We start from the raw sequence: 12,244 nt of genomic DNA, 5'->3' as shown, positions 1-12,244 counted from the left end.
CAAGGGTCTTTGAGCTTGACTTGAGGGCCATAAGGTGCTTGGCTTCGAAGAGAGAACCCCGGTATTTTTCCGCCAACGGTAGCGGTAGAAGATCTGCTCGGCGATACCGTTTTCTGGCTAAGGAAGCTACGGCGTTGCCTGATATTTTGGCTTCAGCCTCTGATCGATAGAGGCTTTTCAACCAATCCCCAAAAGCGAAGGCGGATCACGGTTATTGACAATTCCGAGCTTGATTGCTAAAAGATTAAAAATGTCAAAGGAAGGCGCGTAGCTCAGTGGGAGAGCGCTTGCTTGACGCGCAAGAGGTCGGCGGTTCGATCCCGCCCGCGCCTACCATTGTTAAAAAGGCCTCTTGGGGAACTTCCCGAGAGGCCTTCATTTTGTTTCGAAAGAGGTAGGGGAGGTGGAAATAAAACTAAGTTTTGAGGGCAAAGAGTTTGCGGTGAAAGCTGGCACTCCTGCAAGGGAGTTGGTTGATCTTCTCGAACTTTCCGAAAAGAAACCTCTGGCCTTTAAAATAGATGAGGAACTCCTTGATTTGCACTCCCCTGTTAGGCATGGAGGCGAGGTAAAGCCCATTTTTCCGGAATCGCCCGAGGCCCTTGAGATTTTAAGGCACACGGCTTCTCACGTTCTGGCCCAGGCAGTGAAGGAGCTCTTCCCCGGGGTAAAGCTCGGGATCGGTCCAGCCACCGAGGAAGGCTTTTATTATGACTTTGATTATGATAGGCCCTTCACCGAGGAGGATCTTAAGGCCATTGAAAAGAAGATGAAAGAGATTGTGAAAAAGCGTTATCCCTTGGTGCGGGAAGAGCTTTCTAGAGAGGAAGCCGAAAGGCTCTTTTCGGAATTGGGAGAACGTTACAAGCTTGAACTTATCCGGGAAATTCCTGAGGAAACGGTAAGTATTTACAAACAGGATCGATTCGTAGACCTCTGTCGTGGGCCCCATCTTCCGCACACTGGGTTAGTCAAGGCCTTCAAACTCCTTTCGGTAGCTGGGGCCTACTGGCGGGGAGACGAGAGGAATCCTCAGCTTCAGCGCATCTACGGCACGGCCTTCTTCCGTAAAGAAGACCTGAAGGCCTATCTTGAGAGGCTAGAGGAGGCCAAACGGCGAGATCATCGCAAGCTTGGTCGAGAGCTTGAGCTTTTCAGTATTGAGGAGGAGATTGGCCCGGGTCTTATTCTCTGGCTTCCCAAAGGGGCTATTGTAAGAAAGGAAATAGAGGACTTTTGGAGGGATGAGCATTTAAAGCGAGGTTACCAGTTGGTCTATACTCCTCATATTGCCCTGCGGGATCTCTGGAAGATATCCGGTCACCTTGATTTCTACGCCGAAAATATGTTTGCCCCCATGGAGATTGATGAGCGGGCTTATCAGTTGAAACCTATGAATTGTCCCTTTCATATTCTTATTTACCAGAGCCGGAAGCGAAGCTACCGGGAGTTCCCTATTCGCTACTGCGAGCTGGGGACGGTTTATCGTTATGAGAGAAGCGGGGTACTCCATGGTCTTCTTCGAGTGAGGGGGTTTACCCAGGACGATGCCCACATTTTTTGCCGTGAAGATCAACTTGAGGAAGAACTCTACAAAGTCCTGGATCTGGTGGTTCACTTTCTTTCGGTCTTTGGGTTCAAGGAATACCAGATCTATCTCTCCACCCGTCCAGATAAGTATGTGGGTTCAGAGGAGATCTGGGAGAAGGCCGAGGGGGCTTTAAGGGCGGCTCTGGAAAAGAAGGGTCTTCCTTATGAGATTGATCCTGGGGAAGGGGTCTTTTACGGGCCCAAAATTGACCTCAAGATTCGCGATGTTCTAGGACGTTTCTGGCAGTGCTCTACCATTCAAGTGGACTTTAATATTCCGGAACGCTTTGATATTTCCTACATTGGGCCGGATAATCGGCCTTATCGGCCCATAATGATTCATCGTGCGCTTCTGGGGTCGTTGGAGCGGTTTTTCGGGGTTCTTATTGAACATTATGCCGGAGCTTTTCCGGTCTGGCTTTCGCCGGTTCAGGCGGTGGTGATGACTGTGGCCGATCGACATCAGGAGTTTGCGGAGATGGTGTATGCGAAACTGGCCGAGGCCGGTTTCCGAGTGGAAAGGGATTTTCGTAACGAAAAACTGGGTTTCAAGATCCGCGAGGCTCAGGTTAAGAAAGTGCCCTATATGATAATTGTGGGGGATAAAGAGTTAGAAAATAGCCGTATTACTGTCCGGACCCGAAAAGGCGAAAATCTTGAATTTACGATTGAAGAATTTGCAGAAAGATTAAAAGAGGAGATAATCCAAAAAATAATATGGTAGGGAGGGTTATTTGGGAAGCATTGACAAGCGTAAGTACCGGGTAAATGAGAAAATTCGGGCGAGGGAAGTAAGGCTCATCGGGCCGGATGGTAAGCAGATAGGGGTAGTATCCCTGCGGGAGGCTCTGGCCAAGGCCGAAGAATACGGGCTTGACCTGGTGGAGGTGGCTCCACAGGCCAGTCCTCCGGTCTGCAAGATCATGGATTATGGACAGTTTCTCTACCAGGAAGCTAAGAAGGCCAAAGAGGCCAAAAAGCGTCAGACACAAGTGGAGCTCAAGGAGATCAAGGTTCGTCCCAAGACCGAGGAGCACGATCTTCAGACCAAAATCCGGCACATAAGACGCTTTCTAGAAGACAAAAACAAGGTTAAAATACGGGTGTTTTTCCGAGGGCGGGAGTTGGCCCACCCGGAGTTGGGGAAACAGGTCTTGCAAAAGATCGAGGAAGCGGTTAAGGATTTGGGCCGAGTTGAAATGGCTCCGCGCATGGAAGGCCGCCAGATGATCATGATTCTGGGGCCGGTTAAAAAATAGTGGCTTTGGGGGAAGAGATGGGCAAGAAGAATAAGATGAAAACTAACCGTTCGGCAGCCAAGCGTTTTAAAGTCACCGGAAGCGGAAAGATCGTGCACTTCCGGGCCTGCAAAAGCCATCTTTTGAGAAAGAAGAGCGCCAAGCGCAAACGTAACCTCCGGAAGGACAAGGTGCTCGAAGGGGGTTACGTAAAAAGGGTTGAGAAACTCATTCCCTACAAGTTCTAGGGATGTCTTTGAAAATAGGCCTTGTTTTCGGTTTGGGACAAGGAAAAAGTTAATCGGGAGGTGAGTTAGAAATGCCCAGAGCTAAAGGCGGTTTTAAGACCCGGAGGCGACATAAGAAGTATCTCAAGTTGGCTAAAGGCTACTGGGGACAGCGTAAGAATTGTTTTAGACGAGTTCGGGAGACGGTGGAGAGGGCCTTGGTTTACGCCTACCGTGACCGTAGACAAAAGAAGCGCGACTTTCGCCGTCTCTGGCAGGTGAGGATCAATGCTGCGGCCCGGATTCACGGCCTGAATTACAGCCGGTTTATGGGGGGATTGAAGAAGGTTGGTGTGGATCTAGATCGTAAGATCCTGGCTAATCTGGCGGTTACCGAGCCGGAAGTCTTTGCCAAACTGGTGGAAAAGGCCAAGCAGGCCTGGCAATAAAGTTTACGGATGACCGAGCGGGAACTTGAAGAATTAAGAGGCCGGGCCCTTGAAGAGATCGAGGCCGTTCAAGATGTTAAGGCCCTAGATTGGTTGCGAATTAAGTACCTGGGCAAAAAGGGCCTGGTCACCGCTATTGTAAAGAATATCAAAGATCTTCCTCCGGACCTGCGGCCGGTTATAGGGCGTCGGGCCAATGAGCTCAAGCGAGAGCTTGAGGAGCTGATCTTTCGAAAACGAGAAGACCTCTTGCGGGCCGCTGAGGATGAAGCCCCGGGCCTGGATCTTACCCTTCCTGGCAGGCCTTATGAGCTGGGGAAACTCCATCCCATAACCCAGATCTTGCGTGAGATCTGTGCCATTTTCGAACGACTGGGGTTTAGTATTGCCCGAGGGCCTGAGATAGAATTGGATTACTATAACTTTGAAGCCTTGAATATCCCGCCGGATCATCCGGCTCGGGATATGCAGGATACTTTCTACTTCCCGGAAGGCTTTCTCCTCCGGACCCACACTTCACCCATCCAGATCCGGACTATGTTGACCCGTAAGCCTCCTCTGCGGATCATTGCCCCAGGTAAAGTTTACCGCTGTGATTCGGACGTGCGTCATACCCCCATGTTTCATCAGATAGAAGGCCTGATGGTGGACCGGTCGGTCAGTTTTTCGGATCTAAAGGGTGTCCTTACCTATTTTGCCAAAGAGGTTTTCGGTACCGAGACTCGGGTGCGTTTCAGGCCCAGTTATTTCCCTTTTACAGAACCGAGTGCGGAGATGGACATAGAATGTGTGATCTGTCGGGGGGCAGGCTGTCGGCTTTGTGGAGATACGGGTTGGCTTGAGATCCTAGGGGCGGGCATGGTGCACCCCAATGTTTTTAAGGCCGTGGGTTATGACACTGAAAAATGGCAAGGTTTTGCCTTTGGCCTGGGCATTGAAAGGATCGCCATGCTCAAATACGGCATAGATGACATTCGGCTCTTTTACGAAAATCACCTCAAGTTTCTGGAGCAGTTTTAGATGCTAGTGCCGTTAAGCTGGCTCAGGGAATGGGTGGAAACGGAACTTTCGGCCGAAGAATTGGCCGAAATTCTTACTATGGGTGGTCTGGAGGTTGAAGGGGTAGAAGAGGCCTATAAAGCTCTGGGGCCGGTGGTTTCGGCCGAGATTCTTACGGTAAACCCCCATCCTGAAGCCGAAAGCCTCAGAGTCTGTGAGGTTACCGACGGTAAAGATCGCTATACTATAGTTTCCGCAGCTCCTGGTCTTGAGGTTGGTCTCAAAGTGGCCCTGGCCTTTCCGGGGGCTATCACCTTTTCCGGAACCAAAATTTCTGAAACTAAGATTCGGGGTATGAAATCCGAGGGGATGTTCCTTTCTCCTTATGAGGCCGGGGTTTCTGAAGAAAAAGACCGTCTCCTTGTCCTTCCGGAAGAAGCTTCTCTTGGTCGGCCCTTCCACGAGGTTCTCGGTCTTGCGGAACCTGTGCTAGAGGTGGCTATTACTCCCAACCGTGGGGATTGCCTTTCGGTTCTGGGGGTGGCCCGGGAGGTGGCGGCCCTTACCGGTGCCAAACTAAGATTTCCTGAAATTCCGGATCTTCCTTTAGGAGAAGGACTCGAAAAAGAGGCTGAGGTGGAAATTCTGGAGCCGGATCTTTGTTATCGTTACGCCGGACGTCTCATTACGGGAGTTACTGTAGGGGAGAGTCCTTTCTGGATGGCCAAGAAGCTCTGGATGTGCGGGCTTCGGCCTATAAACAACCTGGTGGATGTAACCAATTACGTGCTCCTTGAGTTGGGACAACCGCTACACGCCTTTGACTGGGAAAAGATATCGGGTCGAAAGATACTGGTAAGAAGGGCCCGGGAAGGAGAAAGTATCTTGACCCTAGACGGGGAAAGGCGGGCTCTATCTCCGGATATGCTTGTGATTGCGGATGCCGAACGGCCGGTGGCGGTGGCCGGGGTGATGGGAGGTGAAGAATCTGCGGTCAGTGAAAGTACGCAATCGGTCTTTTTAGAGTCGGCCTGGTTCAATTCTATCTCCATAAGACGTACGGCTCGAGCTCTGAAGCTCTCTACGGAGAGTTCTTACCGTTTTGAGCGGGGAGTCGACCCAGAAGGCGTGATTTTAGCCCTTGAGCGAGCTACGGCTCTTATCCTTGAGATTGCAGGTGGGAAGGTGATTCCTGGAAGGATCGACAAATATCCGAAGGCCTGGCAACCTCAAGTCATAAATCTCCGGCTTACGAGACTCAAGAATTATTTAAAGGTGGATCTTTCCGAAGAAGAGACGGCTGAATATCTCAAAAGGATTGGTGGAGAGGTAGAGAGTAAGGGTGGGGTGTTCTATTTCATACCTCCTTCTTTCAGACATGATTTGAGTCTTGAGGAGGATCTTATCGAGGAAGTGGCTAGGCTATACGGTTACGATCGACTTCCGGTGAGTATACCTGTAGCCGAACTTTCGGCTACGGCTCCTGAAAGGGAGGAAATTTTAGTCAACGAGATAAAAGATATCCTACGAGCCTTAGGCTTTTATGAAGTCATCAATTACAGTTTCATTTCTCCGAAAAGCCTGGAAGCCCTTGAGCTACAGAAAAATGATTCCCGGTTGCAGGTCTTACGTTTAGCCAATCCTCTTGCCGAAACTCAGTCCATCATGCGCACTACTCTTATACCCGGTCTTTTAGAAAACGCCCGTTTCAATTTCTTCCGGGAAATTCAGAGACTCAAGATTTTCGAGATTGGCAAAGTCTTTTTCCCCAGGGGAGAAGAACTTCCCGAGGAGAGAATTTCCTTAGGTCTTCTCATACTAGGAACAAGCCAACCTGAATTCTGGGGAGGTAAGTCTCGCAAGGTTGATATCTATGACCTCAAAGGAGTTTTAGAGGCCCTTCTGAGAGAGCTTTCCCTGGCTGGAGTAGAGCTAAGACCCTACGCGGAGGAACCTTTCCTCAAAAGAGGGTGTTCCTTTGTTATTGAGGCTCAAGGCCGCAAGGTCGGTTTTGCCGGAGAGGTCAAGAATTATTTGAGACATAAATTTGAGCTTCCAGCACCGGTATTATTGGCTGAAATAGATATTTCCGGGCTTCTTGAGCTTCCAGAGGTACCAAAGAAATTTCGAGGCCTTCCGCGCTATCCAGCAACTTTCCGGGATCTTACCATGATTGTAAGAGATGACCTGCCGGTGGGAGAGGTCTTGAATTATATCTCAAGTTTTGATATCCCATATTTGGAAGGGGTATTGGTTACCAACGTTTACAAGGGTGCTCCCATTCCGGAGGGGGAAAAGAGTGTGAGCTTGAGGTTTATTTATCGGTCTCCGGAAAGGACTCTCACGGATGAAGAGGTCAATGCTATTCAAGAAGACGTAGCCCAGAAGATCTTTAAACACTTTCAGGCTCGACCCCGCTAGAATTATGGCGGCCAAGAAAACTTTTACCAAGAGAGATCTTGCAGAACGGCTTCACCAACGATTTGGTTTTTCGGTAAGGAGCATGTATCGGTTTGTGGAAGCTATTCTTGAGGAAATCAAAGTGGCTCTGGAACGCGGCGAAGAGGTCAAGATTGTACACTTCGGAACTTTTAGGGTACACAAGAGGAAACCCCGGCGAGGGATAAATCCCCGGACGGGGGAGAGTATTATTATTTCCGGGGGTAAAACGGTTCTTTTCAGGCCGTCTCCTACTCTTAAAGCTTTTTTGCATGCTGAAAGATGAGGGCCGCTACTACACCATTGGAGAAGTGGCCGAGTTTCTCGGCCTAGAGCCCCATGTTATCCGTTACTGGGAGAAGGAATTTCCTCAACTTAAACCTCTCCGTATAGCTGGACGGCGTTTTTATCGCTCTGATCAAATAGAAATCCTGAAAAGGATAAAGAGACTCCTTTATGAGGAAGGTTACACTATTGCCGGAGCCCGCAAAGCACTCTCCCGTTCGTCCAAGCCTGCCAATCCTGAAGAGCTATTGAAAGAAGTCCAAAGGGAACTTCGATTTTTATACGAGATGCTTTCTTGAATCTGGACTTGACAAATCCATTTTACCTATTTAGGTATAGTAAATAAACTAAATCCACAAAAGGGGGCTTAAGATGACTGAGAAATTAGGTATTTACAGGTGTAATGTATGCGGCAACATTGTAATGGTACTCAACACTGGCCAAGGAGAGCTGGTTTGTTGTGGTCAACCCATGGAGTTCCTCCGTGCCGGTTCTGTAGATGCTTCGGAAGAAAAACATGTTCCGATAATTGAGAAGGTGGAGGGGGGCTTCAAGGTCAAAGTGGGCAGTGTACCTCATCCGATGGAGGAAAAACATTATATCCAGTGGATCGTGCTTCAGGCGGATGGCAAGTCCTATATCCAGTTTTTAAAGCCTGGAGAGGCTCCAGAGGCCTTTTTCTGCGTAGAGGCTGAAAAGGTGACTGCCAGAGAGTACTGTAATTTGCATGGGCTTTGGGAATCCTCCAAAGTTTGCGAACCTTACAAGTCTTAGTTAGGGAGGCCGAAGATGGAGAAGTATCAGTGTAATGTCTGCGGTTACATCTATGACCCCGCACAGGGAGACCCCGATCAGGGCTATCCTCCGGGAACGGCTTTTGAGGCTTTACCAAATGACTGGACCTGTCCGGTTTGTGGAGCCGCTAAAAGTGAGTTTTCGCCAGTGAAAGGTTAAAGAACAAAGTACTATTAGTAAGGAGGTGAGTAAATGGGAGCGGTCAAGATCAAGGATGGTTTTTATTGGGTAGGGGCCGTGGACTGGAATGTGCGAGACTTTCACGGTTACACCACTCATCGTGGTACTACCTACAACGCTTATTTGCTAGTGGATGAAAAGATAGCCTTGTTTGATACAGTGAAGGAGCCCTTTTTTGAGACTCTTATGGCCCATATTCGGGAAGTCATTGGAGATCCCGAAAAGATAGATTACCTCATCATCAACCACATTGAACCCGATCACGGTGGGGCCATCGCTAAGGTGGTGGAGGCTATTAAACCCGATAAGATCTTTTGTACTCGCAACGGTCGGCTGGGAATGATCGGCTATTTTCACCAGGAGGATTGGCCTTTCGTGGAGGTCAAGACCGGGGATGAGCTCAAGCTTGGCCGCCGCACGGTGAAATTTATTGAAACCCCTATGGTCCACTGGCCGGACAGCATGGTTTCCTATATCCCTGAGGATAAACTCCTTGTTTCCCAGGATGCCTTCGGGGAACATTACGCCACCAGCACCCGCTTTGACGATGAGGCCGACTTCTGTGAACTTTTTCAGGAAGTGGCCAAGTATTACGCTAATATCGTGCTTCCCTTTTCTCCACAGGTCCAAAAGACCCTGAAGGCCATCAAGGACCTCAAGCTTGAGATTGAGATGATCTGTCCGGATCACGGGGTGATCTGGCGAAAGCACGTTAAAGAAATCATAGAGGCTTATGATCGCTGGAGCCGATATGAGGCCAACTCTAAAGTGTTGGTAATTTATGACACCATGTGGAATAGCACGGAAAAGATGGCATGGGCGGTTTACGAGGGGGTGGTGAAGGAAGGCATTGAGGCCGAACTGTTTAAACTTTCGGTCTCGGACGAAACCGAACTCATGGCTGAAGTCCTTGAGGCCAAAGGGCTCGCTTTTGGGTCCTCCACTTTGAATAACGGATTGCTACCCACCGTGGCGGGCTTTACCACCTATATGAAAGGCCTTAGGCCCAGGCAGAAGCTGGGGTTCGCCTTCGGTTCCTATGGATGGAGCGGTGAGGCTGTAAAACACCTAAACAAGATTTTTGAAGAGACCAAGACCGAGATCGTGCACGAGGGCTTTAGGGTGAAGTATGCTCCCACCGCAGAGGATCTCAAGAAGTGTGAGGAGCTCGGAAGGCTTTTGGCGCAGAAGGTAAAGGAAGCCTGTAGTGTTTAGAAGAGCTTTCAAGAGAGAGGTCCTGAGCTTCCTCAAAGGGGTCAAAGACCTAAAAAGCCTCTACGAGGGGCTCAGGGCCTTTCCTCCTCGTAAACTGGTGAGTCCTCTCATCGGAGCCTTCTGTCATCGGGACGAACGGGTAAGGTGGCTGGCTATTCTGGCCTTGGGGCCCACGGTGGCCCGTATAGCCGATGAGGACATGGAGGCTGCCAGGGTTGTGATCCGGCGTCTCATGTGGATGCTGAACGAGGAGTCCGGGGGAATGGCCTGGGGGGCTCCGGAGGCTCTGGCCGAGTGTCTCTACCATCATGCGGGGCTGGCAGAAGAGTATACCCATATCCTGGTTTCTTATATTCGTCCGGATGGCAACATGCTTGAGTATCCTCCGGCCCAACGCGGGGTAGCCTGGGGTATCGGACGATTGAGTGCCAAGGAAAGGGAGCGTCTGGTGGAGTTAAGGGCCCACGAGTATCTCCTGCCTCTTCTTGAGTCTCCTGATCATGTAACCGCCGGACTTTCAACTTGGGCGCTAGGAAGACTTCTGCCCTTTCCTGGGAGTGAAAGACTGAAGGTCCCTCTTGAAAGACTCCGTGCCGATGACTTTGAACTTTTCTTCTTTGAGGGGCCGGACTTCAGGCGGGCCCGGGTTTCGGAACTGGCCGTAGAGGTTCTTTCAGGACTTACCGTTTAGTTTTTCTATTAATTCGAAGGTGACGTGTCTCCTGCGCAGGTTGACATCTTTGACCCGGACCCTCACCCGGTCTCCTATACGAAAAGTTCTTCCGGTTCGGCGGCCCACGAGCCGGTGATTTTTCTCATCCAGAAAATAATAGTCGTCGTGCAGATCCACCAGTCGCACCACGCCGGAGACGAAGTATTCCTCAAGTTCTACAAAAAAGCCGAAGGCCGTGACCCCGGAGATGATGCCGGTGAAGGCCTCTCCAATGTGCTCCCGCATAAAGCGCACCTGGACTCTTTCAAACATCTCCCGTTCGGCTTCCATAGCCGTGCGCTCTCGCTGGGAGAGGTGCTTACCTTTATCAACTAGTTCCTCGTAAGAATAGGGAGGCCGTTTCCTTTTGAGGGCCGCTTTAAGGGTCCGGTGGACGACTAGATCCGGATAGCGCCTAATCGGGGAGGTGAAGTGACAGTAACAGTCCGAGGCCAGGCCAAAGTGTTTTATGTTTTCCGGGGAATAATGGGCCTGTTTCATGGAGCGAAGAAGCAAGGTATTTACCAGATAGGCGTAGGGTTTACCGGCCGAAAGTCTGATGACCTCCTGAACCCACAAAGGATCGGCTTCCACAGGCACTTCAAGATCCAGTCCTAGGCTACGAGCGAACTCTACGAACTCTTTAAGTTTCAAGGGCTCCGGGGCCTCATGCACGCGGTAAAGAAAGGGGTAGCCCTTTTCCGTAAGAAAACGGGCTACGGCCTCATTGGCCGCGATCATGAATTCTTCAATGATGAAGTGAGCTAGATGCCTTTCCCGGCGCACGATGTCCTCGATTTCGCCTTGGAGATCAAGTCTCACCTCCGGTTCGGGGAGATCTAAATCTATACTTCCACGGGCAAGACGCCTTTCCCGGAGGAGCATGGCCAATTCCGCGGCGTTCTCAAGCATCCGCAAAAGAGGCTTGTACTTCCGGCGTAGCTCTCGATCACGGTCAACCAGCATGGCCTTGACCTCGGTGTAAGTGAGACGAGCGTGGCTGAAGATCACCGCAGGATAAAATCGGCTTCGGCGAACCCGGCCCTCGGGGTCGAAATCTATCTCCACGGTCATGGCCAGTCTCTCCACCCGGGGATTGAGACTGCAGATTCCATTTGAAAGTTTCTCCGGAAACATAGGAATGACCATGTTGGGAAAATAGACACTGGTTCCGCGAAAATAGGCTTCTTCATCGAGGGCCGAGCCCGGGGGAACATAGTGTGACACATCTGCGATGGCCACATAGAGCTTGTAGCCCGTGCGGGTCCTTCTTACGCAAACGGCATCATCAAAGTCCCGGGCATTTTCGCCGTCAATGGTGACTAGGGGGACCCGGGTAAGATCCCTACGGCCAGCTTTATCCTCCGGTCGCACTTCCTCCGAGATGGTCTCCAACTCCTTTCTTACCCTGCGATTCCAACGGTGGGGGAGGTCATAATTGTAGATTACGGCTTTGGCTTGGGTGTTGAGATTCTCCGGATCTCCCAAGACTTCTACGATGCGTCCTTCCGGGATGCGTCTTCCTGGGGAGAAATCCGTAATTTCGGCCACCACCATGTCCCCGTGTTCGGCTCCGCGGGTCCTGTCGGGAGGAATGAGAATTTCTATGGGAAGACGCTCGTCTTCGGGTATAACGGTGGAAACCCTATGGCTCTGGTAGAAGAAGCCCACGATTTTCTTGCGCCCCCTTTCAAGGACCCGGATGACCGAACCTTCGGGGCCTTTGCGGGTATGCTTCTCTATGCGGGCCACCACCAGATCCCCATGAAGGGCCCCTTTGAGTCTTCCTGGAGGGATGAATACGGAGGGCTCTTTTTCGTCCTCGGGATTTACAAAGGCGTAGCCATCAGGGTGCACCGAAAGCCTTCCGGTGACAAGGGGCATGCTTTCAGGGAGTCCGTAACGCTTGCCCTTGATGTGGATAAGAAGTCCCTTTTTTACTAGACGTTTGATGAGTTTCCTGAAAGTCGGCCTCTCGCTTTTGGGAATATTTAGGAGATGGTAAAGTTCTCGCAGGAGAAGGGGCCTTCCGGCCTCTCGCATGGCCTCCCGGATGGCTTCCTCAATAGGAAGGTCAGATAGACTTTTCTTTTTCTTTTTTTTTCGACGAGCCAT

Annotated in this window: 13 protein-coding genes and 1 tRNA gene; 13 read left to right on the top strand and 1 reads right to left on the bottom strand. The window is 50.6% G+C overall.

The features are described from left to right. Positions 1-261: 261 nt before the first annotated feature. From TDIS_RS02535 to TDIS_RS02475, 13 genes are all read left to right on the top strand, one after another. A tRNA-Val gene (locus TDIS_RS02535) sits at positions 262-336 on the top strand. A 73-nt stretch (positions 337-409) separates the two neighbouring features. Then, positions 410-2,314, top strand: a complete 1,905-nt coding sequence (gene thrS / locus TDIS_RS02530) for a threonine--tRNA ligase (protein WP_068669350.1) — start codon at positions 410-412, stop codon at positions 2,312-2,314. Between the two features lie 10 nt (positions 2,315-2,324). Further along, positions 2,325-2,849: a translation initiation factor IF-3 gene (gene infC, locus TDIS_RS02525; RefSeq protein WP_084270912.1), complete on the top strand. Its 525-nt coding sequence runs from the start codon at positions 2,325-2,327 to the stop codon at positions 2,847-2,849. Positions 2,850-2,866: 17 nt separating this feature from the next. Beyond that, positions 2,867-3,076 carry a 50S ribosomal protein L35 gene (rpmI, locus tag TDIS_RS02520; protein WP_068668987.1) on the top strand — a complete coding sequence of 70 codons (210 nt, stop codon included), beginning with the start codon at positions 2,867-2,869 and terminating at the stop codon, positions 3,074-3,076. A 71-nt stretch (positions 3,077-3,147) separates the two neighbouring features. Beyond that, a complete protein-coding gene (gene rplT, locus TDIS_RS02515; protein ID WP_068668985.1) occupies positions 3,148-3,504 on the top strand; it encodes a 50S ribosomal protein L20 in 357 nt (118 codons plus the stop codon). A gap of 9 nt (positions 3,505-3,513) precedes the next feature. Then, positions 3,514-4,524: a phenylalanine--tRNA ligase subunit alpha gene (gene pheS, locus TDIS_RS02510; protein WP_068668983.1), complete on the top strand. Its 1,011-nt coding sequence runs from the start codon at positions 3,514-3,516 to the stop codon at positions 4,522-4,524. Beyond that, positions 4,525-6,924, top strand: a complete 2,400-nt coding sequence (pheT, locus tag TDIS_RS02505) for a phenylalanine--tRNA ligase subunit beta (RefSeq protein ID WP_068668981.1) — start codon at positions 4,525-4,527, stop codon at positions 6,922-6,924. A 4-nt stretch (positions 6,925-6,928) separates the two neighbouring features. Continuing rightward, positions 6,929-7,228 carry an integration host factor subunit alpha gene (locus TDIS_RS02500; RefSeq protein WP_068668979.1) on the top strand — a complete coding sequence of 100 codons (300 nt, stop codon included), beginning with the start codon at positions 6,929-6,931 and terminating at the stop codon, positions 7,226-7,228. Further along, entirely contained in the window at positions 7,215-7,526 is a 312-nt protein-coding gene (locus tag TDIS_RS02495) for a MerR family transcriptional regulator (RefSeq protein ID WP_068668977.1), read from the top strand. The genes TDIS_RS02500 and TDIS_RS02495 overlap by 14 nt, the downstream gene beginning before the upstream one ends. Positions 7,527-7,599: 73 nt before the next feature. Then, positions 7,600-8,001 (top strand): desulfoferrodoxin, encoded by a 402-nt coding sequence (locus TDIS_RS02490; protein ID WP_068668975.1) that lies wholly within the window; start codon positions 7,600-7,602, stop codon positions 7,999-8,001. 15 nt (positions 8,002-8,016) lie between these two features. Further along, the gene (gene rd / locus TDIS_RS02485) at positions 8,017-8,181 is read left to right on the top strand and encodes a rubredoxin (RefSeq protein WP_068668972.1); all 165 of its coding nucleotides are present in this window, start codon (positions 8,017-8,019) and stop codon (positions 8,179-8,181) included. A 33-nt stretch (positions 8,182-8,214) separates the two neighbouring features. Continuing rightward, positions 8,215-9,417, top strand: coding sequence for an FprA family A-type flavoprotein (locus tag TDIS_RS02480; RefSeq protein WP_068668971.1), 1,203 nt, complete (start codon positions 8,215-8,217; stop codon positions 9,415-9,417). After that, positions 9,410-10,108 carry a DVU0298 family protein gene (locus TDIS_RS02475; RefSeq protein ID WP_068668969.1) on the top strand — a complete coding sequence of 233 codons (699 nt, stop codon included), beginning with the start codon at positions 9,410-9,412 and terminating at the stop codon, positions 10,106-10,108. Before TDIS_RS02480 ends, TDIS_RS02475 begins: the two co-directional genes overlap by 8 nt. Here the strand turns inward: TDIS_RS02475 and rnr are convergent. Further along, complete coding sequence (gene rnr, locus TDIS_RS02470) at positions 10,091-12,244, bottom strand: ribonuclease R (protein WP_068668967.1); 2,154 nt, start codon at positions 12,242-12,244, stop codon at positions 10,091-10,093. The genes TDIS_RS02475 and rnr overlap by 18 nt on opposite strands.

Origin of the sequence: Thermosulfurimonas dismutans (assembly GCF_001652585.1) — a bacterium.
GTDB classification, from domain to species: Bacteria; Desulfobacterota; Thermodesulfobacteria; order Thermodesulfobacteriales; family Thermodesulfobacteriaceae; genus Thermosulfurimonas; species Thermosulfurimonas dismutans.
The sequence above is the reverse complement of the archived record's forward strand: the minus strand, read 5'-3'. Positions and strand labels throughout refer to the sequence as shown.

Bases quoted from the DNA above. Each gene is read 5' to 3' on its own strand.
- rpmI (WP_068668987.1), top strand. From the start codon at position 2,867: ATGGGCAAGAAGAATAAGATGAAAACTAACCGTTCGGCAGCCAAGCGT.
- rplT (WP_068668985.1), top strand. From the start codon at position 3,148: ATGCCCAGAGCTAAAGGCGGTTTTAAGACCCGGAGGCGACATAAGAAG.
- pheS (WP_068668983.1), top strand. From the start codon at position 3,514: ATGACCGAGCGGGAACTTGAAGAATTAAGAGGCCGGGCCCTTGAAGAG.
- pheT (WP_068668981.1), top strand. From the start codon at position 4,525: ATGCTAGTGCCGTTAAGCTGGCTCAGGGAATGGGTGGAAACGGAACTT.
- TDIS_RS02500 (WP_068668979.1), top strand. From the start codon at position 6,929: ATGGCGGCCAAGAAAACTTTTACCAAGAGAGATCTTGCAGAACGGCTT.
- TDIS_RS02495 (WP_068668977.1), top strand. From the start codon at position 7,215: ATGCTGAAAGATGAGGGCCGCTACTACACCATTGGAGAAGTGGCCGAG.
- TDIS_RS02490 (WP_068668975.1), top strand. From the start codon at position 7,600: ATGACTGAGAAATTAGGTATTTACAGGTGTAATGTATGCGGCAACATT.
- rd (WP_068668972.1), top strand. From the start codon at position 8,017: ATGGAGAAGTATCAGTGTAATGTCTGCGGTTACATCTATGACCCCGCA.
- TDIS_RS02480 (WP_068668971.1), top strand. From the start codon at position 8,215: ATGGGAGCGGTCAAGATCAAGGATGGTTTTTATTGGGTAGGGGCCGTG.
- rnr (WP_068668967.1), bottom strand. From the start codon at position 12,244: ATGGCTCGTCGAAAAAAAAAGAAAAAGAAAAGTCTATCTGACCTTCCT.